Origin of the sequence: Moorena sp. SIOASIH, from assembly GCF_010671925.1 — a bacterium.
Taxonomy (GTDB): Bacteria; Cyanobacteriota; Cyanobacteriia; order Cyanobacteriales; family Coleofasciculaceae; genus Moorena.
Genome location: NZ_JAAHIH010000003.1, coordinates 827,933 through 850,449 on the forward strand (window position 1 = coordinate 827,933; position 22,517 = coordinate 850,449).

Below are 22,517 nucleotides of genomic sequence, written 5' to 3' on the forward strand. Positions count from 1 at the left end.
AAAAACTAACCAATGGCGAATTTATTCGCCGTAAGTCTTTTATTGTCCCGAATCCTTGCCATAGCCAATTTAGCCTAATGATTAAATAGGTGCTCAACTCTTTGTATATCCTTGTGGCGGTGTCTGGCTTGCATCCTTTGTTTCCATTCTCGAATCGCGATCGCAGTTTTTTCTGTAGGAGGTGTATACTTCTGACTTTTCCCGGTGTTTTGCTTTGCCTGTCGTTGGTGTTGATTAGCTTGAGGTTGAATAACTAGAAACTCGGCAAGATTCTCTTGAAGTAATTTATGATCCAAGGCCCTTAGGATCGCTCTTGCGTTTGAATAACGGTCTTTGAGGGAAATAGCCAGCATTCTGTTGAGAATATTAGCAAAGGAATCACTCAAGTCCAATGCTTTGGCCCACTTCAGTTCACCAGTTTGGCGATCGCTCTGAAATTGTAGGGGGGCTTTTCCAGTAAGTAGGTAAAGACAGGTAACCCCTAGGGAATAAATATCACTGCTATACACGGGTCGTAGGCTAAACTGTTCCGGTGGTGCAAATCCTACCGTACCGATGAAATGGGTAGTTGGGTTTCTGACACTGCTAATTGATTTTGGGGCAATTAACTCCTTAACTGCCCCAAAATCAATTAGTACCAACCGACCATCATCATTAGAAAGAATAATATTCTGAGGTTTGATATCACGATGTATTACCCCATGGTCATGGATGTACTGCAATAACGGTAGTATGTCTCGCAGAAAACCTTTAACGGCTCCTGGGGATAAGCAACCAGAACGCCTCACCAACCGAGCTAGGGTAATGCCTCGAATGTACTCTTGAACCAAGTAGAATTCTCCATGGTCTACGAAATAATCGAGCAGCATGGGGATCTGGGGGTGAGTCCCCAGTTTGTTCAAAATTTTTGCCTCTCTTTCAAACCGCTGACGAGCATTATGTAATGCTTTTGGCTCACTGAATTTGGGGCAAAGTTGCTTGATGACACAAAACGGCTCACCCGGTAAGGATGTATCTTTGGCTAGAAAGGTTACACCGAAACCACCTCGACCAATCATCCGTAACACTTCATAGCGATCGCGAAACAGCTGCTTTTTGCCACAAAGCTGACCTAACTCGGTATTCTTTAAGACATCACTGTGAAAAGGAGATAGCTTGACTTGCGGGAAATTCATTTATTTTTATATAGAAGGAGTAGCCATCAGCACCGATATGCTTTTAGTTTAGGCGTAAATATACGGGTTTGGCGGAATTCTTCAGAGAGAAAAAAAATTTCCTACAGTTAATTAAAAATTAGGTAAAGTTGCTTGATAATACAGGGGTAAACAGAAAATATGATTATGCATCACAAACTAAACGAAGGCTTCCACCAAGGTCGTTGCCTGAAAGTAATTAGTGGCTTAAATACTTTTGATCCCCAGAAAGTTGCTGCTGTAGTCAAAGCAGCTTCACGGGGTGGTGCGACTTTTGTCGATATTGCCGCCTGCCCCGATCTAGTCAGGTTGGCACGAGGGTTAACGGATTTACCAATTTGTGTTTCTGCTGTAGCACCAAAGCAGTTTGTGATTGCTATCCAAGCTGGTGCTGATCTGATTGAAATTGGTAACTTTGATAGCTTTTATGCTCAGGGACAGTGGTTTGATGCTTCGGACGTATTGGCACTGACCATTGAAACCCGTAAATTACTCCCCAATATAACCCTATCAGTAACTGTCCCCCACATTCTAAAGTTAGATCAGCAAGTAGAACTAGCGGCAGAATTAGTCAAAGCGGGTGCCGATATTATTCAAACTGAAGGCGGTACCAGCAGTAAACCTCGCTCCGCTGGCACCTTGGGTTTAATTGAAAAAGCAGCACCAACCTTGGCAGCTGCCTATGAAATTTCTCGCGCTGTGTCAGTACCAGTGTTGTGTGCTTCCGGGTTATCCAGTGTGACCGTTCCCATGGCCATTGCCGCTGGTGCTGCTGGTGTAGGCGTTGGTTCGGCTATCAATCAGTTAGATAGCGAAGTGGCAATGGTGGCAGCGGTTCGCAGCTTGGTAGAATCCCTCGAAGGTGTCAAGGGTAAAGAGGTGTTCGCGTAGCGTGGCCTTTGGCCAAGGTTGAAGGTTTCAAGGGTTGAAGGTTGAAGGTTTCAAGGTTGAAGGTTGAAGGTTTCAAGGTTGAAGGTTGAAGGTTTCAAGGTTGAAGGTTGAATGCTAGATGGTTGAAGGTTGAATGTTAGATGGTTGAAGGTTGGATGCTTGAAAACTACTCCTTTAACCTTCAACCTGTTAACCTTCAACCTGTTAACCTTCAACCTGTTAACCTTCAACCTGTTAACCTTCAACCTGTTAACCTTCAACCTGTTAACCTCCAACCTGTTAACCTCCAACCTGTTAACCTTCAACCTGTTGACCTTCAACCTGTTAACCTTCAACCTGTCAACCTTCAACCTGTTGACCTTCAACCTGTTAACCTTCAACCTGTTAACCTCCAACCTGTTAACCTTCAACCTGTTAACCTTCAACCTGTTGACCTTCAACCTGTTAACCTTCAACCGGTTAACCTTCAACCTGTTAACCTTCAACCTTTAAACTAAATAGTCCTTCAATCCATAAACTACCTGTTGCTGTTCCTCAACGGTAAGTTCTGGGAACATTGGCAGGGACAATACTTGATGGCAGACTTGCTCAGCAACTGGAAACTGACCGATTTGATAGCCTAAGTCTTTGTAGACTGGCTGCAAGTGTAACGGCAGGGGGTAATAGACCATAGAACTAATACCTGCCTGCTTTAATTTTTGGCGTACCTCGTCCCGATAGTTACTATTGCTGCTATCTTGAGTTAGGCGAACGGTGTACTGGTTCCAGACACAGTGTCCCCCAGGGGTTTCCCGAGGCCGGATTATCTCAGGTAATGGTTGCAATAACTGGTGATACCGGGTTGCTACCTGACGACGGGCATTGTTCCAGCCATCGAGATAGGGTAGCTTTACGTTAAGAATAGCCGCTTGTAGGGCATCTAAACGGCTGTTGATACCATTGACTTGATGGTAATAGCCATAGCATCTGCCGTGGTCTCGCAGCATCCGTATTGATGCCGCAATAGTTTTGTCATTGGTAGTTACGGCACCACCATCGCCACAGGTTCCCAGATTCTTGGTGGGATAGAAGCTAAAGCAACCAATATGTCCAATACTGCCAACCTTTTTTCCCACCCATTCAGCACCAGTCCCTTGGGCGCAGTCTTCAATGACTGCAAGACAATGAGTCTTGGCGATATCCATTACAGCAGTCATATCCACTGGCTGTCCGAACAGGTGAACTGGTATAATTGCTCTAGTATTGTGGGTAATCGCTTTCTCAATCTGATTGAGATCGATATTAAAGGTTTCGGCATTGATATCGACAAAGACTGGGGTAGCACCAACTTCAGCAATTACCTCAGCAGTAGCGATAAAGGTGAAGGGTGTAGTAATTACTTCATCACCGGGTCCGATATCTAAAGCTCGCAAGGCGAGATAGAGAGCGTCTGTACCAGAGTTACATGCAATGCATTCCAGGGTACCGATGTAAGCAGCAAACTGTTGCTCAAAGTGCTCTACCACTGGACCACCAATATAACGTCCAGATGAAAGAACGTCCTGGACAGCAGCACTGACTTGTTCTCCAATAACTTGGTACTGCCGTGTTAAGTCAAGAGGGGGTATACTATTCACTTGTTCCTCACACCTTCAATTGTGTTTAAATTAAAACAGAATTTTTCGCAAAAAGGGTTCAAATTTTACCTGTAGCTTACTTTTGATTCCTGGCCTTGAAGGTTTGAAGGTTTGAAGGTTATCTGGTTGAAGGTTTGAAGGTTTGAAGGTTTGAAGGTTATCTGGTTGAAGGTTGAATGGTTGAAGGTTTAAGGTTGAACGCGATCGCGTGGCCAAAGGCCAAGGTTGAATGGTTGAACGCGATCGCGTGGCCTATTGGCCAAGGTTGAACGCGATCGCGTGGCCTATTGGCCAAGCTGGGATGGTGGATGCTTGAAAACTAGTCTTCTAACCTTCAACCGGTTAACCTTCAACCTATTAACCTTCAACCTATTAACCTTCAACCGGTTAACTTTTAACTGCCATCACAATTAACAGACGATCTGAGACAATGGATTAAAACAAATTAGCTGTGGTGGTTGGTGGATTCTTTAATTGAACTCGATCTTAGCGATTTAGTGTGGGGATTGGGCATGATGGCGATCGCAATTGGTTTATCCAGCTGGCAAAGGCTGGGTTTGGAAGTTCAACTAGCGATCGCAACTGGCCGAACTATCGTACAACTCATTGTTGTGGGATATGTGCTGGCTTTAATTTTTGCCCTAGATCACCCGATCCCTGTTTTAGGTATCTTAATGGTAATGCTGACTATTGGTACCATTACTGCCCGCAATCGGATTAGTAACCACAAGATACCGAGACTGTTACCAATAGTATTCAGTTCCCTGTTCTTCAGTACAGCATTGACCTTAGTCTATACAAATCTATTGATGATTCAACCAGAACCTTGGTATGCACCCCAGTACCTGATTCCCTTAGGAGGTATTGTGCTGGGCAATGCCATGAATGGGGCTGCGATCGCAGGGGAACGCCTAGTTAGCACCATTAGCAACAGCACTCTGGAAATCGAAACCCATTTAAGCTTAGGGGCAACGGGACAACAAGCAGTAGCCGGTTACCGTAAGGATGCGATTCGGGCTGGGTTGATTCCTACTCTTAACTCCATGATGGTAGTGGGACTGGTGACTTTACCGGGAATCATCACAGGTCAATTGTTAAGTGGTATTGATCCCTTGAATGCTGCTTCCTATCAGATATTAATTATGTTTATGCTCGCATTTACCAATTTAATTGCAACCTTATTGATAACTTATGGCTTGACACGGCAATTTTTTAATCAGTCTGAGCAGTTAACGATCTAGCAGTTATCAATTGGGTGAGGTACACAGTCCCATGTTTTAGGGAGTAGGGAGTAGGGAGTAGGGAGTAGGGAGTAGGGAGTAGGGAGTCGGGAGTCGGGAGTCGGGAGTCGGGAGTCGGCGAAAGACCATTAGTTCTCACATCATGTCCGGATAATTAGTGATAAAAAACATTCTGTCTTGAAACCTTACTCCTTTACTTCTGCCTTCTGCCTGCCCCCCTTCCGGGCGGGGGGTTAGGGGGGATTCCCTCTGCCTTGCTTTCGCGCCTTGTGTCAGTTTAAACCTATTATTAGATCACTCTTGAGGCAATTGAGCAAATTCTTCCGAATAGACTTCAATCACCATATCTGGATCATCACGCTCGGAAAGCGATCGCATAACCTTACCCAACAATACCGGCTTGGATACACCAGCTTCGGGATGGATAATCGTCCGGGCTCGAATCGTTAACTGGTTATTTGCGCCACCGAGGCGTCCATAGGAATAAAAATTACTAGCAGCTTGGCGCAGTGTTGCTTCTACTTCCGACTCTGTCGCAGTAGGGGACAAAGCAATCACTGTTTGGTTGCCACCATTATCATAGACTACAGTATATCGGATTGCCCCTGGAATGGTAGTACGGGTAAAGGGTACTAACGATAACGAGAACAAGCTAGCGGTTAGCACTAGCATAAACCCAGTGACTCCCACCAGGCGAAACCGGAGACCCCATTTGAAGATAAAACCGAGTATAGCAATCAAGCCACAGGCTAAAGTCAGAATACCTGCCCATTGAGTGTAGATCAGAAAATCAGCTGTTGTTGGCATAGTTTAGAGATTTGTTGACACTCCTCCGGTTAAAACGCGGGGGATTCTTGGTTCAGCGACGTGACTTCAAGTTTCAAAGGGAACTTTCACTGTTCCGAACCTATTACCGATTAACCCATCAAACGATGCAATTAGCCAGCTCTAGCATCGAAACCCAAGCGGTCTCGTCTCCGCAAGCGTTGAGATACTTTGTATCTCAGTTCCGGCGTGCCCCGCCGTACTTTTTTATGTTGATTATTGAAAGTTTGCTTGTGTTTCGGTACTCCGTCGAGTCCATACGTTTTTAAAGAGGTTTTTCGCGCCTCAAAAGTGTCTTTAATGCAGACTTTCGCGTTTGCTAGGATCCGAAAAAGCCTCCACGCTCTCGATTCCAACCATCATTATGGTACTACAGAAGTGGGTTTTCGGACGAATAAATCCGTCAACCTCGCTTATATCCCCCGGATGAATCGCGGGGGCTTTACCCATCGCACTCGTAATAGGTAATGAGTAATTGGTAACTGACCGCTGACCCAAGTAGACTTGAGTACATTAGGAGGTTGAGCAATACCTTTCCAAGAGGCTGTGCCTGAGAATGGTTAATCCCAATGGGAAAATTGATACAACAATTGATACAACAATTGGTACAACAGTAGAACAACTGACCGATAGGTTTAATTCTCCTTTTTCCATTGTCCATTTTAAAGCACTATATTAGACTACTATGCTAAGAGCCGGAATTGTTGGACTGCCCAATGTAGGCAAATCAACCTTATTTAACGCCCTAGTTGCCAATGCCAAGGCAGATGCTGCGAATTTCCCCTTTTGTACCATTGAGCCGAATGTGGGTGTAGTTGCTGTGCCAGATCAGCGGTTGCAGGTTTTGGCAAAGATTTCTGAATCTGAGAAAATCGTGCCAACTCGGATTGAGTTTGTGGATATTGCTGGTTTGGTCAAGGGAGCCAGTAAAGGGGAAGGCTTGGGTAACCAGTTTCTAGCCAATATCCGAGAAGTCGATGCTATTGTCCATGTGGTGCGCTGCTTTGATGATGATGACATCATCCATGTTTCCGGCTCCGTTGACCCAGCACGGGATATTGAAGTAATTAATCTAGAATTAGCCTTAGCGGATTTAGGGCAAGTCGAACGCCGGATTGAGCGTACCCGGAAGCAAGCTCGTAGTAACAAAGATGCCAAGATGGAACTTGATGCCTTGGAAACCTTGAGCGCTGGGTTGAATGAAGGCAAATTAGTGCGCCAGATTAGTTTAACAGAAGAAGAAGCTGAGTCAGTCAAGCAATTGGGGTTACTGACTAGTAAGCCAGTTATCTATGCCGCTAATGTGTCTGAAGATGACTTAGCCACTGGTAATGACTGGGTTGAGCAAGTGCGGCAAATTGCTGCTACGGAAGATGCTCAAGTGGTAGTGGTTTCTGCTCAAGTAGAGTCAGAACTAATTGAGTTACCTGAAGAAGAGCGAGACGATTTTCTTCAGTCCCTTGGTGTGGAAGAAGGGGGATTAAAATCCTTGATTGGCGCTACCTACGAATTGTTGGGCTTACGTACCTTTCTCACCACTGGTCCCCAGGAAACTCGGGCGTGGACTATTACTGCTGGTATGAAAGCTCCCCAAGCGGCTGGGGTAATTCACACGGATTTTGAGCGAGGCTTTATTCGGGCAGAAACCATTGCTTATGGGGATTTGGTAGCCGCTGGGGCGATGACCGCTGCTAAAGAAAAAGGGTTAGTTCGCTCAGAAGGTAAAGATTATGTTGTGCAAGAGGGAGATGTGATGCTTTTCCGCTTTAATGTTTAAGTAGTGGTGCTCTAGGGGGTTATACCCATGGATATTATTAGTCTTTTAATTGCATGTTTGGTTACTGCCGTCAGTTTGTTGATCATTTCCAAACTACCAACTGGTGTCGAGATTGATAGTTTTGAGAAAGCATTGGTTTCAGCAGTGGTGTTCGGCATTCTCAATGCCCTATTGAAACCAATCCTGTCTGTTTTATCTCTTCCTCTGACTATCTTGACTCTTGGGGTTTTTGCTGTTGTGGTCAACGCGATTATTTTTGGCTTAGCCGCAGCTTTGGTAACGGGATTCCGACTGCGCTGGGGATTTTGGAGCGCTTTGATTGGCGCAATTGCCCTTGGTTTCGTTAATTCTTTGATCTATAAGGTGCTCGGAACCTTGGCTTGATTGTTGGTCACTCACAGTTAAACAGACAGGTAGACAGACAGGTAGACAGACAGCTATCAGCCGTCAGCCGTTAGCCGTCAGCTAATCAACGGGAGATAGCAAACAAGCATCGGGGGTGCTGGTAGGACTGCTTGAAAATCCTTGCTCGTTTTACTCATCCGACCCCGTGCAGCGATCGCGCCTGCTATCAGCTATCAGCTATCAGCTATCAGCCTGTGGCCACGCTACTTGAGGTGCTTATGCCCTATGCGCAGGCTACACCTAACAGCTTTTGAATAAAAAAGCTGACGGCTGACGGCTGACGGCTGACGGCTGACGGCTGACGGCTGACGGCTGAATGCTTACCAAAATACTATCTCCTAAACAATACTTCCGAAACTATATGAATTCAATAGCACCAGCAGTCTACATCATCGGTGCTGGACCAGGCGCTCCAGACTTATTAACTGTCAAAGCCTTAAAAATCCTCCAAAAGGCAGATGTTATTATCGTCGCAGATTCTCTAGTGCCCAAACAGATGTTAGAGAGTGTTCGTGCTGATGCCGAAATTATTCGCTCTGGCAACAAAACCCTAGAACAGATTGTGCCACTGATGATTGAACGGGTGCGATCGCATAAATCTGTGGTCAGGCTACACTCAGGAGATTTGACTCTATATAGTGCTATCCACGAGCAAATGCAAGCTCTCTCAGAAGCCTCTATTCCCTTTGAACTTATCCCAGGCATCAGCGCCTTTCAAGCAGCAGCAGCACAACTTGGTGTTGAGCTAACTATACCGGGATTAGTACAAACAATTATCCTTACCCGGATTAGTGGTCGTGCTTCTGCAGTGCCCGACTCAGAGGAATTAGCATCCCTAGCTGCCCATCAAGCTAGTCTGTGTCTCTATCTGAGTGCTCGTCATGTAGAAGCCGCTCAAGCCAAACTCCTAAAACACTATTCTGCCGATACACCGGTAGCTGTTTGCTTCCGCATTGGCTGGCCAGATGAAAAAATCTGGCTAGTTGACCTTGACAAAATGGCAGCAACTACTCATGAGCACAACCTAATTCGGACAACCCTTTACCTAATCAGTCCAGCACTAAAGACCGCTTTAAACCGTGATGGCCTTAAAACCCGTTCCCGTCTCTATCATCCTGAACACTCCCACCTCTTTCGTCCTTACCCCTCGATTGTGTAAACTATAAATAAGGTTAGGTTAATTTTTGTGTGGAAGTGTGAAGCAACTTAATTGCCCAAAGTGTACAGGAAGATTAGAGCCAGTTACCTGCCATGACATTGAAGTAGACCGCTGTGTCAACTGCAAAGGCATTTGGTTTGATTCCCTGGAGGCCGAAATACTCAAAAAGATTAAAGGTTCTGAGAGTCTAGATATTGGAGACCCGGAAATCGGCTCTGAGCTGAATAAGATCAAACATGATATTTGCTGTCCCCGCTGTGGAGCCAAAATGATCCGCATGCTTGATATTGATGAGTACAGCATCTGGTACGAAAAATGTTTCCAATGCCACGGGGTTTGGCTAGATGCTGGGGAATTCAGGCAGTATAAGCATAATTTTCAGCCCAGAGGTGTTCTACATCGAGTTAAGCGCATGTTTAGACAGCAAAAGGACATCCCCAATCCTGTCTTTTGAAAACCAAAATTTTGTAAACTAATTGCGATTGGCTGTAGGTCACGCTACGCGATTGACCGCAGCTCACGCTACGCGAACGCTCAGAAAATAGGGAGAAAGACTCGTGCTAGACGAACAAGCAAAAAAGACCATGCTGCGCAAAATTCCCCATGGTCTATATATCTGTGGGGTCAGGGATGGTGAAGAAACAATCAATGGCTTCACGGTCAGCTGGGTGATGCAGTCTTCCTTCAAACCGCCACTAATAGTTAACTGTGTTAAACAAGATACTGGCTCCCACGGCATCATTACCAAAACACAGGTATTTGCCCTCAGCTTCCTAGATAGTGGGCAAAAAGATATGGCAGCAAAATTTTTCAAACCCCAAAGTCGCGTTGGTAATAAGTTTGCTGATGTAGAATTTTACCTAGGAGAAGTAACTGGTTGTCCGATCATTTCTGACTCCCTCGGTTATGTAGAATGCCAGGTCAGAGGAACTGTGGAAGAAGGCGATCACACAGTCTTTGTTGCTGAAGTCGTTGGTGCTGGCATTCATCGGGAAGGAGATCAGTTGTTACTGGAAAGCACTGGTTGGCAGTATGGCGGTTAGAGATTAGACTTCTTACAGAAGTCGGGAACAGGGAACAGGGAACAGGGAACAGTGGGCAAGAATTGACCTAAAGCGATGCAGCGCGGTCTTGGGGGTTTCCCCCATGAGCGACTACCGGTGCGGTCATGGGGGATGCTGTTGGCGAAATATTTCTTAATAAACCAAGAAGCCGCATCAGCCCTCACCCCCAGCCCCTCTCCCAAGGTTGGGAGAGGGGAGCAGATTACGGAAGAATAAGGGTTTCACGAATTCGCCAGCAGCATCAAAGTTGGGGGATTTAGGGGGCTTTAACAAAACCAGATGATTGCGCATTCATTCCTTAATTCAGCAACGCCAATAACTTAGCTTGAATGCCAACTGCTCTATTCCCTATTCACTGTTCCCTGTTCCCTGTTCCCTGTTCCCTAAAAATCCAGAAATATGTACTCAAGAAAGTCGCAAACCGCTATATCAAAACTATGCCGCTAATTAAAGTTCAAACTTCTATTGATGCTCCAGAATCAGCAGCGGTTGAAGGGTTGCTGAAAAACCTTTCCGGAAAACTAGCCGAGCATGTGGGGAAACCAGAAGCTTATGTGATGACAGCGTTTGAGCCTGGTGTTGCTATGACGTTTGCTGGTAGCTTTGACCCAGTTTGCTATGTGGAAATTAAAAATATTGGCACCATGAAGCCCACTCAAACTAAGGCCATGAGTCAGGATTTTTGCAAGACGATTAATGAGACCTTGGGTGTAGCACTTAACCGAATTTATATTGAGTTTGCTGATGCCCAGAGACATATGTGGGGTTGGAATGGGTCAACTTTTGGTTAGAGGTTAGGGAGTAGGGAGTAGGGAGTAGGGAGTAGGGAGTAGGGAACAGGGAGCAAGTGGTGTGGTTTCCACCATGAGCGATTGCATCCACTTCGCAACCTTTTAGAATCTCCTATCTTTCAAGTACGGGAGATTTCAAGCACACTGTTGGCCGCTCAGCTCACCTTAAAGTCAGAAATCGTCTCAATCCATACCCGTGCTCCACAGTGTAGGGGATTATCCGGGCGATACATGACCCGACAAGGGCCATTGACTTCTACGGTATGACCGTAAGTGTTTTTAGAGCCTCGTTTTACGGTAATCACCGGATTCCGTTCGCCGGTGTTGTGATTTTGGCGAATCACTTTCTGGTTCACGTGGATCACAGCTTTAGTGTAATTTGTACGCTTTGACCAATTCCGCTTTGGTCCACGAGTGCCAGGGGTAACCACGGGCATGCCATCAAATAAGGGAATCACCCAAGTTCTACCGACCTTATAAGCTCCTTTAACTCTGCCCTTGCTCAACAGGAAACGGACGCGAGTGGCAGAGATACCTAGTAATTCAGCGGCTTGTGCGGTAGAAATCATCATGGCGAAAAACCGTTGTGTTTACGATACTAATTAACATAACATAATTTTTTAAAAGATGCAAGGGGTTGAGAGGGTGGGGAGGGTGGGAAGTGGGGTTAGAAAAACTATTGCATGAACGCCAGGGGGGGAAGTGTGGGGAGGGTGGGAGGTGTGGGAAGTGTGGGGAGTGGGGTTAGAAAAACTATTGCATGAACGCCAGGGGGGGAAGTGTGGGAGGTGTGGGGAGTGTGGGGAGTGGGGTTAGAAAAACTATTGCATGAACGATAGGGGTGATGTGGGTTATCTGGGTGTTTAAAAAACTATTGCATGAAGGATAGGGGTGATGTGGGTTATTTGGGTGTTTTAAAAAACTATTGCACTCTCACAAGTCCTTAGGTGGTGCGTTACGGGGTGGGCTGTTCCAGGCGCGAAGAGTAGAACGAATATGAAAGCATGCCCGCCCCTAACACACCCTACGCAACATCTCCCCGATTCCCGATTCCCGATTCCCGATTCCCGATTCCCGATTCCCGATTCCCGATTCCCGATTCCCGATTCCCGATTCCCGATTCCCGATTCCCGATTCCCGATTCCCGATTCCCGATTCCCGATTCCCGATTCCCGATTCCCGATTCCCGATTCCCGATTCCCGATTCCCGATTCCCGATTCCCGATTCCCGATTCCCGATTCCCGATTCCCTGCTAGCTGATAGCTGACGGCTGACAGCTGATAGCTGACAAAAAAATTCGGTCAAGTTCTGGTTAATTCCAATGCTTGACCGAATGATTTTTTGTAATAGTCAATAGCCCTAGGGTTTTTGACTATGTGTTCACCAAATCAACAACATACCAACTTAGGTTTGATAGTTTAGACTTCGTACTTTCTCCTGAGTTTTGACCTGTGGCCAGGGATTGGAATCCCTGGCAAGTTCCTATCTTAATCTATCAACAGATATCGACTCAATATACTGATCACCTCACCAGAATTTCCGGTAGGTTGAGGAGTGCTCCACTCATGAACTTGTGCGTAGCCACGGCTATAAAGATTATAGATTGTGACCCGCACGGTTTTGGGAGAACCGATCAATATATGTTTGATTTGCTCCCGTCCTGGCTGCGCTTGGCCAGATAATTCAGGGAAATGAGGATTGTTGGGATTATACTCAAAGTTTGGGAGAAAGTTTTCGATGTCCATAATGTTTTGTTTGTTGATTTTTGGGACATTTTTATGTTAATAAATCATTATTTAATTTGTCAAGTATTTTTCAGATTTTTTTTGTAATATTTTTTTATTGGGGGGGTATTAGTGAAATATTTTAGATTATTTTTTTTGTTTTTTTAGCTTAATTTAGGAGTAGCGATCGCGTTTTTTATGAGAGCGTTTTTTTATGGTATATTTCAGAGCGATCGCATAGCGGCTATTTCAGAGCATCGCGTAGCGTGACATGAAGGTCAATCCCATAGCAGCTCAGAGCCTCGCATTTTAATCAGGATTAAGAATTAAACGAAGTGCTTTACCCCAGTAGCTCCTAGCTACTATTGCTTTCTCTAGCATTTATTAAAATCATGTAACAAACTATTACAGCTTTTGGTCAATTACCGATTCCCTGGAGCCAGGGCTATAATTAAATTAATTCAATAAAATAATTAAATATCGATGTTTGAAGTATTATCACTTTCAGCTATTTTGGAAATACCGAAAATAGCGTCATCTTTGTTAGCTGCAGTCAAAGTAGGAAAGGGTATAGCGCAATTTCTGAATAAAAGCGATCTCGAAAAAGCGATCAAAGCTGGAGCAGAAGCAGTTGATCAATGGGAAAAACAATTCTATATTAAAGAGCACTTATTTTATAAGATCGGCCCGGATGGATTCAAGGGATCTAAGAATTTTTTGGGCAACTATTTTACTCATCCAGAGGTTTTGAAGGAATTAACCAAACCCTTACTTAATCAAGGAAAGCCAGACTGTGATTTTTTAGTCAGGCTATTTCAACAGCAAGCTGAAACCAACAACATTAAACTAAATCAAAAAGCAAGTCTACAGGATTGGATAAAGACCTTTGTTAATGCTTATTTTCAGCAAACTGCTACTTATCTAAAGTTTCAGGTAGCTAAACAGGATTATTGTAACCAGTTAGCAAACTGGTTTAATGATGTTAAATTTGCTGGCATGGCTGTGGCTGGGCAAGAAGTAGAAAAATCGGAGAAGTTAGCCCAGATTTTTGTAATGCCAGATGTGGTGGAAGAGGTATCAACTGCTAGGGATTTGGAATTGGAACGGTTAACAGAGGAAAGTGGTGAAAAATCAGAAAGGGCGCTGTTGGAAAAGAGGACTGGCCGGAAATTTTTGGCTAATCAGTTATTAAGTCAAAATCAGTCAAGACGAGTAGTGATATTAGGTGCGCCAGGCTCCGGTAAAACCACCTTAATGAGTTATTTTGCGGTAATGTTAGCTCAGGGCAAGCCTAAGGTGCGATTAGATGATGATACTGACTGGCTACCGATTTTAATTAGGATACGAGACTTGGCCAGACATCCAGATAAAAGCCTAATCGACTATGCCCGGATGTTTGCTGAAAAAACCATGGCCGTCAAACCCTTACCAGAAGGATTTTTTGACCATTGGTTGTCTGATGGTAGAGCCTTAATATTGCTGGATGGTTTGGATGAAGTAGCAGAAGACGCTAAACGGTATGATGTGGTTAGGCGCATCAATAGTTTTTTAGGACAGTTTGACAGAAATCGCGCTATTATTACATCTAGACCGGCTGGTTATCGGCGCGACTTTTTCCGCACTGAGGACTTTCCCCACTATCAAATTGAACCCTTTGATGACCAGAAAATTTCGACCTTTATTGATAACTGGTATAACAGTCGGTTTCAAGACCAAGCAGAAGCGGAAAGGCGCAAGCAGACGTTACGAAAGGCTCTGGATGATAATGACCGGATTAAGTTGTTGGCACGAAATCCGTTATTGTTGACAATTATTGCCTTGATTCATCGGTATCAAGCAGTATTGCCCAAGGAGCGCCATAAGCTTTATGACAAGGCGGTGGAGACTTTGTTAACCTCTTGGGATGCTAATAAAGAGTTAAGTAGTGATAAGCGGTTAACCCATTTGGGTTTGGATGATTTACGCCGGTTGATGGAATCCCTGGCTTATTGGATTCATAGCCAGGAAAATGTTGAAAATAACGACAGTGGCACGCTGATTGACCGGGATGAGTTGATTGATCAGTTGAAGCAGCAGATTAAAGCCATGAAGGAGGTGAAGCTTCATGAAGCCGAGAAAGAGGCGAAACGATTTGTAGAATTGATTCGCGATCGCACCGGTTTGTTGAATGAGCAGGGGCAAGATTGTTATGGGTTTGTCCATAAGACCTTTCAGGAATATTTGTGTGCTGAAGAGATTGACTATCAAGCCGATAATGACGGGGATTTTGAGATTGTTTTGAATCAGATTCGGGAGCATTTGCATGACTCCCACTGGCGCGAGGTGTTACTATTGCTGATAGCACAACAACAACCGAAGAAGGCGGCGAGGGCAATTAAGGCAGTTTTGACTAATAAGAGTGACTATGAGCAGTGGTTGCATCGGGATTTGTTGTTTGCTGGTAATTGTTTGGCGGAAAATCAAAAGAATTTGCGTGGTGCTGATCGCGGGTTGGTGCAAGATATTTTAGAGCGGTTGGTTAAGTTAGAGGTGAGTGGTGAGACTCGGCTTGGTGATAATATTAGGAATCAGGTTGATCAGATAATTTTTAGTTTCAATGAAACGGATTTTCAAGCACAGGTATTGGAATTGTTGAAAGAGCAATCTGATTTAATTGATGATGAACGATTGCTGGAGTATCGAGCTGAGTTAGGGGAAAAAGATCAGGTAATTGAAATATATCTAGAACGACTAAAGGATAATGACTCTTTTGTGGGTTATATGGTAGCCAATGCCTTGGGTGAATTGGGCAACAGCTCAGAAACCGTAGTCAACCCCCTACTAGCACTGCTTGAGGATAATGACTCTGGTGTGCGTAGAAGGGCAGCCGATGCCTTGGGTAAATTGGGCAACACCTCAGACACCGTAGTCAAGGCTCTACTAGAACTACTAAAGGATAATGACTCTGGTATGCGTATAACCGCAGCTAGAGCCTTGGGTGAATTGGGAAACAGGTTAGAAACTGTAGTCAAGGCTCTACTTGCACTGCTTGAGGATAATCACTCTTTTGTCAGTATAACGGCAGCCGAAGCCTTGCTTAAATTGGGCGACAACTCAGACATCCTAGTCAACCGCCTACTAGCACTGCTTGAGGATAATGACAAAGATGTATGTATAACGGTAGGCGATGTCTTGGGTGAATTCGGCAACAACTCAAAAACCCTAGTCAACGGCCTACTAGCACTGCTTGAGCATCATGACTCTGATGTGCGTAGAACGGCAGCCGATGCCTTGGTTAAATTGGGCAACAGCTCAGAAACCCTAGTCAAAAGCCTACTAGCACTGCTTGAGCATAATCACGATACTGTGCGTATGAGGGCAGCCGATGCCTTGGGTGAATTGGGCCACAGCTCAGACACCGTAGTCAATGCCCTACTAGCAGGGCTTGAGGATAATGACCCTGATGTGCGTATGAGGGCAGCCGATGCCTTGGGTGAATTGGGCCACAGCTCAGACACCGTAGTCAAGCGCCTACTAGCAATGCTTGAGGATAATTACTCTGATGTGCGTAGAACGGCAGCTGAAGCCTTGGTTAAATTGGGCCACAGCTCAGACACTGTAGTCAACGCTCTACTTGCACTGCTTCAGGATAATCACTCTGATGTGCGTCAGGATGCAGCCGATGCCTTAGGCAAATTGGGCAACAACTCAGAAACTGTAGTCAACGCCCTACTAGAACGCCTTCAAGATGAGCATTTTGGTGTGCGTAGCGACGCAGCCAGAGCCCTGGGCAAATTGGGCAAAATATCCAATCATATTCTCCCTACTGTAATTGAATGGATTGAACAACACCAGGATTCAGGCTATGTGGGCAGTGGTATTGATGTGCTGTGGGATTTAGTTGTAGATAGGGAGTAGGGAGTAGGGAGCAGGTAAAGAGAAGGTTTTGTGATCGCATCGATTGTAAACAAGACAGGATAAGCTTTTGCGATCGCGCTCTTGTAGACTAGACACAGGATCGGGTTTTGCGATCGCATCGATTGTGACTAGAAACTCCATAGGCTTTTGCGATCGCTCTCGATTCTAGACAAGACAGGATAAGCTTTTGCGATCGCATTCCAAATCCCATCTCATCGAGAAATAGAGCGAGTATTACAATAGTTCCGGTAGCCTCTAATATAATCGTTAACCATATCAATTGCTTGAGGGCGCATGTTTCGTTGACGGGGAAAGTCCTTTAATACCGAAAAAACATTCTGGTAAACCGCACACCAATTCCCAATCCCTGCCCGTAATGACTGTTGTGCCCGAACCAGGCTACGGATGAAAGCAATAGAGAAATCCTCAGGATCCTTCACAACTGCTGCATCTAATAATAATAGAGCATTAGCTCGCTGAACCTGCCCCAGACTACTGCTTGATCTAGAGCGATTGGCTACTGCAACAGCACTCTCCAAAGTAGGGTCATCCATGGCTAGTAAATACCCTAGCGCTAGTGCTTCGGCTGCCGTTAACATCTCAAGGGTAATCGCTGATGGCTGCTGACTACGGCTGCGAGCAATATACTCAAGATACTGATTAGCCCTCTGGCTTGGCTCAACAGAAAACCCAAGTTGGTTGATAATCGCTGCTCGCACATCATGGGTAATCTTAGGATTGCTTAGGTTTTGGAAAACCTTATCATTAAGTCCATAAACCGAGGCATATGTAATTATATCAACATCTTTATATGCCTTAGCAAAAGGAGTACTAGTTAAGGGACTATCCGCCAAGGCTACCGGAGCAGCTGTAACTATACAACCTACCACAATAGGTGTCAGTAATGGTGTGATTTTCATTATAGCACTTTTTAAGTATATGAGGTAATTTTGTCTTGGGTTTTAGGGAGTAGGGAGTAGGGAGTAGGGAGTAGGGAGTAGGGAGTAGGGAGTAGGATTTTTTGAGTTTTTATTGTGGGCAAAAACAGTTTAATTGGGATTATTATAAATAATATTACTTTGTCTACCATACTTTAATTCCGATTTATCATAACACCAAAAAATATTATGATATCTTGAATTGACTAATGTTCCCTGTTCCCTGTTCCCTGTTCCCTGTTCCCTGTTCCCTACTCCCTGCTCCCTGTTCCCTGTTCCCTGTTCCCTGTTCCCTTTGCTATAATATTTCTAATCCATTGGTACTTCAAAATTATCAATAGTCAAAGTTCTTTCATCATCCGCTATCTGTGCTCTGAAGTCCATATCAATTTTAGTTGGATAACCTAAGGTAGGGTCGTAGGTAACATCAAGGTTATAATAATCCTGATCAATAGCCTTTTGGACAACATCGAAAAGCTTCGAGACCGAATCATAGTTGTCAAAATACTTCCGATTAACTGGTTTGCCGCTATCAGTAGCAACAATGGAAGTCGTTTCACCATTACGGATTTCTACAAATACTGGCTTAGTGACGTCACCAATACAATAGCAACTTACCTGCAATCTATACCGGTAGTTATCTAGCTTTTGAGTTTCCCAACGTTTCTGGTTTTCCTGCAATTGCTGCTCAGGGGAAGCATTACTAGCACAAGCGGAAAGTGGCACAATCATCACCAGTAATCCTAACCAACAATAGCGATAGAGTCTGGAGTGTAGCGTCATAGTGTTCGAGTCACCGAGTCGAGTGACCAATGATAATTCGGGATGCTTGACGAATCCGCTAGTGATTTTGTTGCCATTCTCGGTAGGGGGGCGGAGGCAAAAACTCATTGACTCTCGTTATCTGACCCTTGATGCTATAGTCAGATTAATGCTTTCTGGTCTTGTAGCTATCATAACTATCCAGCCCACTAACAAAGGGCATCGCTCCATATCGACCTTTGAGGTAGCCTTTCTGTAGGGATTCATCCTCACGAATTTTAAAATCTAGTAAGGAATAGAGCTTAGTGCTATTGTTACTATCTTTCTGCATCAACCATACCTGGTCTTGATTAAATATCTCTCGATCTAGGAAAGTCGTATCGTGGGTAGTAACAATCAATTGAGCATTATTTTGATTAGCTGCTTTGTCATTAAATTCCTTGATTAAATAGGTTGACAATTCTGAATTTAAGCTGCGGTCTAGTTCATCAATAATTAAAATTTCTCCATTATCTAAAGCATCTATCCAATACCCTCCCATTTCAAATAATCGTTGGGTACCATCAGACTCATCCTCTAAGTCAAAGGCTATTGTTTGGTCAGAGTCATTCATTTTATATAGCGCTAACACCTGAGGATAAGTTATAACTGATTCTAATTCTGATGAGTTATCATTAATCCTATTTTTGTCGATAGTTTTAATTATTTTATTAATATTATTTTTTAAATCTTCTTGAATTTCATCAGGCACTTTTTTGACATAACCATCAATAGTTTGCTGTTCAATATCAAGAGTTGATATACCTATATCAGCTCCTTTAATCAACTTAAAAATTTTTTCCAAGAAATTTTTATCTTTTGCACACTTTAAAGCAGTAAATTTATATAAATAGTCTAAACTTGCTGGGATTAATTTTAACTTATATCTAAACCATGTAAATATTTTTCCTAACTGAATATGGTTATTTTGTGCGGCATGAGATAGAAATAAAGAATTGGGGCGAACAAAACCCTTAATACGTTCCTTTTCGCCTTTCAGCCCTGGCCCAAAATACCAATCATAATCCTGTTCTTCTGAACAATAGTTACGCTCAAACCAAGTTTGAGCACGTCCTTTGGGATACGCGATTAGCCACTCTTCGTACACCCGCTCTTGGTCTAAGGAAAATCCGTATTGGTAGCGAATATTATCCTCAATGAAAATAATTTCAAAACAGCTCGGCTTGTTCTGGCAGTCAGCATTTAACCGAAATGGTTCGATATTCCATCTACTGCCAAGCTGCATGCCAGTGGCTGACTCTAGCACAATCTGACGCATGGTCTGGATTGCACGCACCAGATTGCTCTTCCCGGAAGCATTAGGACCGTAGACCACAGCGCTGGTGAGTAGGCGCAGAGACTTGACATTAGGCATGGGGAAACTATTGCTATTCTGGCCAGTTTTTTTCTTAGATGCCACCATGCTCAAGGTCTGGCGCTCCTTAAATGAGCGATAATTTTCTACGCTAAACTCAACTAGCATCACTAGGGTCTCCCATGGTTACTTCGGGATTATCCATCAATCTTATATTATTGTATACAATTATAAAAGTATGATTGATTTGATTATAAAAAGCTAGTTAGTAGGTAAGCTATCAGCTATCAGCTATCAGCTATCAGCTATCAGCATATGTTTATATGGGCTTTTACCCAGACTTTCAATTGGATAAAATCTCAAACTATTAAATTCTCCCGTTCGAGTAGCGTGGCCATAAGGAAAACAGGTTTATTTTAAGCTGACGGCTGACCGCTGACTGCTGAATGCTTACGTAATACGAATTGCAGCTGATTACCTGATTACCTCTAAAAAGGAAGATCATCATCCATTCCTATTCTCAGTTTATTCCCTGATTTGTTAGATAATTCAATAACACCCGCTATCAACTTCCAACAAGGGTCACCATCTTTGTTCCAATCGTCAGGTCGCCAAGGCATACTCAGACTAACCGTAACCAAACAATGATTTTGCGGTCGATACCCTAACTCTAAATGCCTCACAAATACGGGGTCAGTAATCGTAGCAGTCAATTCTTGTCCAAAATCTGTTACCAGTGAACCTTCCCATTTTTCTACACCCTCACGTCTGATACCAATAGGTTGAACCAAGAACTCCACAGCTTTCACTAGTTGTAGTGTACATCGTTGCTCTACTGGTAATGACTGCAAGAAACTCACCGTTACATAGCGCTGATTATTATGGAGAATGTATTTTTCCCTGCTACAAAACTTATTAAGATATCCAGCAGGAACTTGTCCTACTCGTCGCCATTGTCCTGGTAATACCAAAAGATTTTCACACTCAAAGCCAAAGTCTGGTCCAGTTTTAGCCAAAGGAATATCTAAAATATCCAGTAAAGTTGGTTCCCTTCCGGCAATCTGACGCATTGGTTTCGGAATGCGACCATCCGGTAAATCAGATACAGGACGAATCCATTGACGTTTAAGGGAATTAATTCCCGCGATACATCTCTCGCCACGCTTCCAGGAGTTAGCTAAGCAAATAATCTGAGTCATGGTGCTATCTAATCCCAAGTAAGGTTAGTTTAGACGTAAGCATTCAGCAGTCAGTGGTCAGCGGTCAGCGGTCAGTGGTCAGTGGTCAGCGGTCAGCGGTCAGCGGTCAGCGGTCAGCGGTCAGCTTATTTTATTCAAAAGCTGTTCGCTGTAGCTTCGCCACAGGCGAATGGCTGAGAGCTGAGAGCTGAGAGCTGAGAGCTGAGAGCTGATGGCTGAGAGCTGAGAGCTGAGAGCTGAGAGCTGAAAGCTGAGAGCTGAGAGCTGAGAGCTGAGAGCTGAGAGCTGATAACTGAGAGCTGATAACTGAGAGCTGATAACTGAGAGCTGAGAGCTGAGAGCTGATAGCTGATAGCTTACTGATGCTTTTCTATGGTCTTAGCAAAGCGGATTTGGGATAAATCATAGGTGAACTATTTTTATAGTTCCCAATTTTTGACTCAGATATTCTGCTACTAAACGGCGATGACAGTTATGGGGAGTAGGTTCACTACACAGCAGACAGCTACCATCTAATAAATCTGGTGATACCGTCTTTTCGATTTCACGGTCTGTAATTAATTGTAAGAACTGTTTTTCGTAGGTTTCCCAATCACCATTATTTTTTTTATAGGTATCTAGGATATCCTTGGTCGGAGCCAATTCTAGATGATGTATATAGTCAATATTCCCAATTTGCTGCAAAAAGTATTCAAAATCTTTGTTTTTAGTGAAACCAGCTAATTGAGATTTATTATTGAGTCTGGTATCGATAACTCGCCTTACTCCAGCATTAATCAGAAGCTCAAAGAACTGTTGAGCACTCTTTTTAGTAAACCCAATCGTAAATAAATTAATAGTTTTATTCATAGTCAGGATATTGATAGCAATCCTAAATCAATTGTGATAATTTTTGTTCCCTACTCCCTACTCCCTACTCCCTACTCCCTACTCCCTACTCCCCACTCCCTACTCCCTACTCCCTACTCCCTACTCCCTACTCCCTACTCCCTTTGCTAGATAAGCAATAGTATCCCCCTGCCTATGATAAACTTCCTTAAGTCTATCCTCCCGAGAGCAATTCTCCCAGTTATCCATAGATGTCGGGTCATCAAATAGGGAAAGTTGCTTCGGTTGTTTGATTTGGGAATCACTTAACCCATGAGAGCTTAGTAGCCTTTCTTCTAAATCCTGATGGGACTCTAAGCTGCCATCATTGAGAATATGATTAATCTCTAACCCCGATTTAACTAAATGTTGGCAGACTAAAATTGTCCGATGGCAAGTGATCGGGTCTTTTTCAGCACACATTAAGGCAATTTGGTACGTTTCAGCCCCTTGAATTACCCGTTTAAGACCCGCTGAAAACAGGTCAGTGGCGGCAATTTTTTCATATAAGGCTTTACCACCAACATAACAACTGAGATCAGCCGGTCTTGCCCCCAACTCCTTACCCAGAAACACATAGCGAATTCCTGCCGACAATAGTTCAGCCTTGAGAGGGGTTTGACAAAAATGAGGTAAGTAACGGCTGTAAGGATGCGATCGCACATCAGCCACCGCCGTAATTCCGTGCTGCTCCAGTAAAGCAATAAAATCCTCAATACTGAGATTAGAATGACCAATAGTGAATAATTTCCCAGTATTACTACCAGTATTACTAATTGTACTAATCATTTTCAAAAACCTCCCTTAGATCAA

28 protein-coding genes are annotated in these 22,517 nt (G+C 44.0%); 12 read left to right on the forward strand and 16 right to left on the reverse strand.

The window, feature by feature from the left end:
* Positions 1-74: 74 nt before the first annotated feature.
* The gene (locus F6J90_RS18925; RefSeq protein ID WP_293096747.1) at positions 75-1,175 is read right to left on the reverse strand and encodes a serine/threonine-protein kinase; all 1,101 of its coding nucleotides are present in this window, start codon (positions 1,173-1,175) and stop codon (positions 75-77) included.
* Positions 1,176-1,334: 159 nt separating this feature from the next.
* Here F6J90_RS18925 and F6J90_RS18930 point away from each other — a divergent pair, with 159 nt between their 5' ends.
* Positions 1,335-2,084 carry a DUF561 domain-containing protein gene (locus F6J90_RS18930; RefSeq protein WP_293096750.1) on the forward strand — a complete coding sequence of 250 codons (750 nt, stop codon included), beginning with the start codon at positions 1,335-1,337 and terminating at the stop codon, positions 2,082-2,084.
* A 155-nt stretch (positions 2,085-2,239) separates the two neighbouring features.
* The gene (locus F6J90_RS18935) at positions 2,240-2,581 is read left to right on the forward strand and encodes a pentapeptide repeat-containing protein (RefSeq protein WP_293096752.1); all 342 of its coding nucleotides are present in this window, start codon (positions 2,240-2,242) and stop codon (positions 2,579-2,581) included.
* On the opposite strand, the gene F6J90_RS18940 is transcribed toward F6J90_RS18935, so the two are convergent.
* Genes F6J90_RS18940 through F6J90_RS18950 form a run of 3 tightly spaced genes read right to left on the reverse strand, consistent with a single transcriptional unit; the run spans position 2,573 to position 3,995 of the window.
* Positions 2,573-3,700: a DegT/DnrJ/EryC1/StrS family aminotransferase gene (locus F6J90_RS18940; RefSeq protein WP_293096755.1), complete on the reverse strand. Its 1,128-nt coding sequence runs from the start codon at positions 3,698-3,700 to the stop codon at positions 2,573-2,575. The two genes, F6J90_RS18935 and F6J90_RS18940, sit on opposite strands and share 9 nt — an antisense overlap.
* Positions 3,701-3,730: 30 nt before the next feature.
* Positions 3,731-3,916 (reverse strand): hypothetical protein, encoded by a 186-nt coding sequence (locus F6J90_RS18945; protein WP_293096758.1) that lies wholly within the window; start codon positions 3,914-3,916, stop codon positions 3,731-3,733.
* Entirely contained in the window at positions 3,858-3,995 is a 138-nt protein-coding gene (locus F6J90_RS18950; RefSeq protein WP_293096760.1) for a hypothetical protein, read from the reverse strand. Before F6J90_RS18950 ends, F6J90_RS18945 begins: the two co-directional genes overlap by 59 nt.
* 166 nt (positions 3,996-4,161) lie before the next feature.
* Here F6J90_RS18950 and fetB point away from each other — a divergent pair, with 166 nt between their 5' ends.
* Positions 4,162-4,941 carry an iron export ABC transporter permease subunit FetB gene (gene fetB / locus F6J90_RS18955; RefSeq protein WP_293097834.1) on the forward strand — a complete coding sequence of 260 codons (780 nt, stop codon included), beginning with the start codon at positions 4,162-4,164 and terminating at the stop codon, positions 4,939-4,941.
* Positions 4,942-5,235: 294 nt separating this feature from the next.
* Here the strand turns inward: fetB and F6J90_RS18960 are convergent, their stop codons facing one another.
* On the reverse strand, positions 5,236-5,748 hold the full coding sequence (locus F6J90_RS18960; RefSeq protein WP_293096762.1) for a Ycf51 family protein: 513 nt from the start codon (positions 5,746-5,748) through the stop codon (positions 5,236-5,238).
* Positions 5,749-6,451: 703 nt separating this feature from the next.
* Between F6J90_RS18960 and ychF the strand changes: the two genes are divergently transcribed.
* The 5 genes from ychF (at position 6,452) to F6J90_RS18985 (ending at position 10,150) form a co-directional block, all read left to right on the forward strand.
* Entirely contained in the window at positions 6,452-7,543 is a 1,092-nt protein-coding gene (gene ychF, locus F6J90_RS18965; RefSeq protein WP_293096765.1) for a redox-regulated ATPase YchF, read from the forward strand.
* A 27-nt stretch (positions 7,544-7,570) separates the two neighbouring features.
* Positions 7,571-7,927 carry a phage holin family protein gene (locus F6J90_RS18970; protein ID WP_293096768.1) on the forward strand — a complete coding sequence of 119 codons (357 nt, stop codon included), beginning with the start codon at positions 7,571-7,573 and terminating at the stop codon, positions 7,925-7,927.
* 337 nt (positions 7,928-8,264) lie between these two features.
* Complete coding sequence (gene cobM, locus F6J90_RS18975) at positions 8,265-9,107, forward strand: precorrin-4 C(11)-methyltransferase (RefSeq protein ID WP_366513779.1); 843 nt, start codon at positions 8,265-8,267, stop codon at positions 9,105-9,107.
* A 37-nt stretch (positions 9,108-9,144) separates the two neighbouring features.
* Positions 9,145-9,561 carry a zf-TFIIB domain-containing protein gene (locus F6J90_RS18980; RefSeq protein WP_293096770.1) on the forward strand — a complete coding sequence of 139 codons (417 nt, stop codon included), beginning with the start codon at positions 9,145-9,147 and terminating at the stop codon, positions 9,559-9,561.
* Positions 9,562-9,664: 103 nt separating this feature from the next.
* Positions 9,665-10,150 carry a flavin reductase family protein gene (locus F6J90_RS18985; RefSeq protein ID WP_293096772.1) on the forward strand — a complete coding sequence of 162 codons (486 nt, stop codon included), beginning with the start codon at positions 9,665-9,667 and terminating at the stop codon, positions 10,148-10,150.
* Here the strand turns inward: F6J90_RS18985 and F6J90_RS18990 are convergent.
* Complete coding sequence (locus tag F6J90_RS18990; protein WP_293096774.1) at positions 10,147-10,335, reverse strand: hypothetical protein; 189 nt, start codon at positions 10,333-10,335, stop codon at positions 10,147-10,149. The genes F6J90_RS18985 and F6J90_RS18990 overlap by 4 nt on opposite strands.
* Before the next feature lie 273 nt (positions 10,336-10,608).
* Between F6J90_RS18990 and F6J90_RS18995 the strand changes: the two genes are divergently transcribed.
* Positions 10,609-10,962: a phenylpyruvate tautomerase MIF-related protein gene (locus F6J90_RS18995; protein ID WP_293044806.1), complete on the forward strand. Its 354-nt coding sequence runs from the start codon at positions 10,609-10,611 to the stop codon at positions 10,960-10,962.
* Positions 10,963-11,117: 155 nt separating this feature from the next.
* On the opposite strand, the gene F6J90_RS19000 is transcribed toward F6J90_RS18995, so the two are convergent.
* Positions 11,118-11,534, reverse strand: coding sequence for a helix-turn-helix domain-containing protein (locus F6J90_RS19000; protein WP_070394850.1), 417 nt, complete (start codon positions 11,532-11,534; stop codon positions 11,118-11,120).
* A gap of 432 nt (positions 11,535-11,966) precedes the next feature.
* Between F6J90_RS19000 and F6J90_RS19005 the strand changes: the two genes are divergently transcribed.
* On the forward strand, positions 11,967-12,230 hold the full coding sequence (locus F6J90_RS19005) for a hypothetical protein (RefSeq protein WP_293096777.1): 264 nt from the start codon (positions 11,967-11,969) through the stop codon (positions 12,228-12,230).
* Positions 12,231-12,450: 220 nt separating this feature from the next.
* Here F6J90_RS19005 and F6J90_RS19010 read toward each other — a convergent pair whose 3' ends face one another.
* Positions 12,451-12,708 carry a hypothetical protein gene (locus F6J90_RS19010; RefSeq protein WP_293096779.1) on the reverse strand — a complete coding sequence of 86 codons (258 nt, stop codon included), beginning with the start codon at positions 12,706-12,708 and terminating at the stop codon, positions 12,451-12,453.
* Positions 12,709-13,170: 462 nt separating this feature from the next.
* Here F6J90_RS19010 and F6J90_RS19015 point away from each other — a divergent pair, with 462 nt between their 5' ends.
* Positions 13,171-16,584, forward strand: a complete 3,414-nt coding sequence (locus F6J90_RS19015) for a HEAT repeat domain-containing protein (RefSeq protein ID WP_293096781.1) — start codon at positions 13,171-13,173, stop codon at positions 16,582-16,584.
* On the opposite strand, the gene F6J90_RS19020 is transcribed toward F6J90_RS19015, so the two are convergent.
* The 6 genes from F6J90_RS19020 to F6J90_RS19045 all read right to left on the reverse strand — a co-directional run bounded on the left by F6J90_RS19020 (position 16,564) and on the right by F6J90_RS19045 (position 20,837).
* Complete coding sequence (locus tag F6J90_RS19020) at positions 16,564-16,725, reverse strand: hypothetical protein (protein ID WP_293096784.1); 162 nt, start codon at positions 16,723-16,725, stop codon at positions 16,564-16,566. The genes F6J90_RS19015 and F6J90_RS19020 overlap by 21 nt on opposite strands.
* A 71-nt stretch (positions 16,726-16,796) precedes the next feature.
* Positions 16,797-17,504: a hypothetical protein gene (locus tag F6J90_RS19025; RefSeq protein WP_293096786.1), complete on the reverse strand. Its 708-nt coding sequence runs from the start codon at positions 17,502-17,504 to the stop codon at positions 16,797-16,799.
* Positions 17,505-17,515: 11 nt separating this feature from the next.
* Positions 17,516-17,674, reverse strand: a complete 159-nt coding sequence (locus tag F6J90_RS19030) for a hypothetical protein (protein ID WP_293096788.1) — start codon at positions 17,672-17,674, stop codon at positions 17,516-17,518.
* 157 nt (positions 17,675-17,831) lie between these two features.
* Positions 17,832-18,413 (reverse strand): DUF6174 domain-containing protein, encoded by a 582-nt coding sequence (locus F6J90_RS19035; RefSeq protein ID WP_293096791.1) that lies wholly within the window; start codon positions 18,411-18,413, stop codon positions 17,832-17,834.
* A gap of 37 nt (positions 18,414-18,450) precedes the next feature.
* Positions 18,451-19,806: an ATP-binding protein gene (locus F6J90_RS19040; RefSeq protein ID WP_293096793.1), complete on the reverse strand. Its 1,356-nt coding sequence runs from the start codon at positions 19,804-19,806 to the stop codon at positions 18,451-18,453.
* Between the two features lie 320 nt (positions 19,807-20,126).
* Positions 20,127-20,837 (reverse strand): hypothetical protein, encoded by a 711-nt coding sequence (locus tag F6J90_RS19045; protein ID WP_293096795.1) that lies wholly within the window; start codon positions 20,835-20,837, stop codon positions 20,127-20,129.
* Between the two features lie 53 nt (positions 20,838-20,890).
* Here F6J90_RS19045 and F6J90_RS19050 point away from each other — a divergent pair, with 53 nt between their 5' ends.
* Positions 20,891-21,028, forward strand: coding sequence for a hypothetical protein (locus F6J90_RS19050; RefSeq protein ID WP_293096798.1), 138 nt, complete (start codon positions 20,891-20,893; stop codon positions 21,026-21,028).
* A 211-nt stretch (positions 21,029-21,239) separates the two neighbouring features.
* On the opposite strand, the gene F6J90_RS19055 is transcribed toward F6J90_RS19050, so the two are convergent.
* Together F6J90_RS19055 and F6J90_RS19060 are read right to left on the reverse strand one after the other, a co-directional pair.
* A complete protein-coding gene (locus tag F6J90_RS19055; protein WP_293096800.1) occupies positions 21,240-21,686 on the reverse strand; it encodes a DUF488 domain-containing protein in 447 nt (148 codons plus the stop codon).
* Between the two features lie 120 nt (positions 21,687-21,806).
* A complete protein-coding gene (locus tag F6J90_RS19060; RefSeq protein ID WP_293096802.1) occupies positions 21,807-22,493 on the reverse strand; it encodes a DUF488 domain-containing protein in 687 nt (228 codons plus the stop codon).
* Positions 22,494-22,517: the final 24 nt, after the last annotated feature.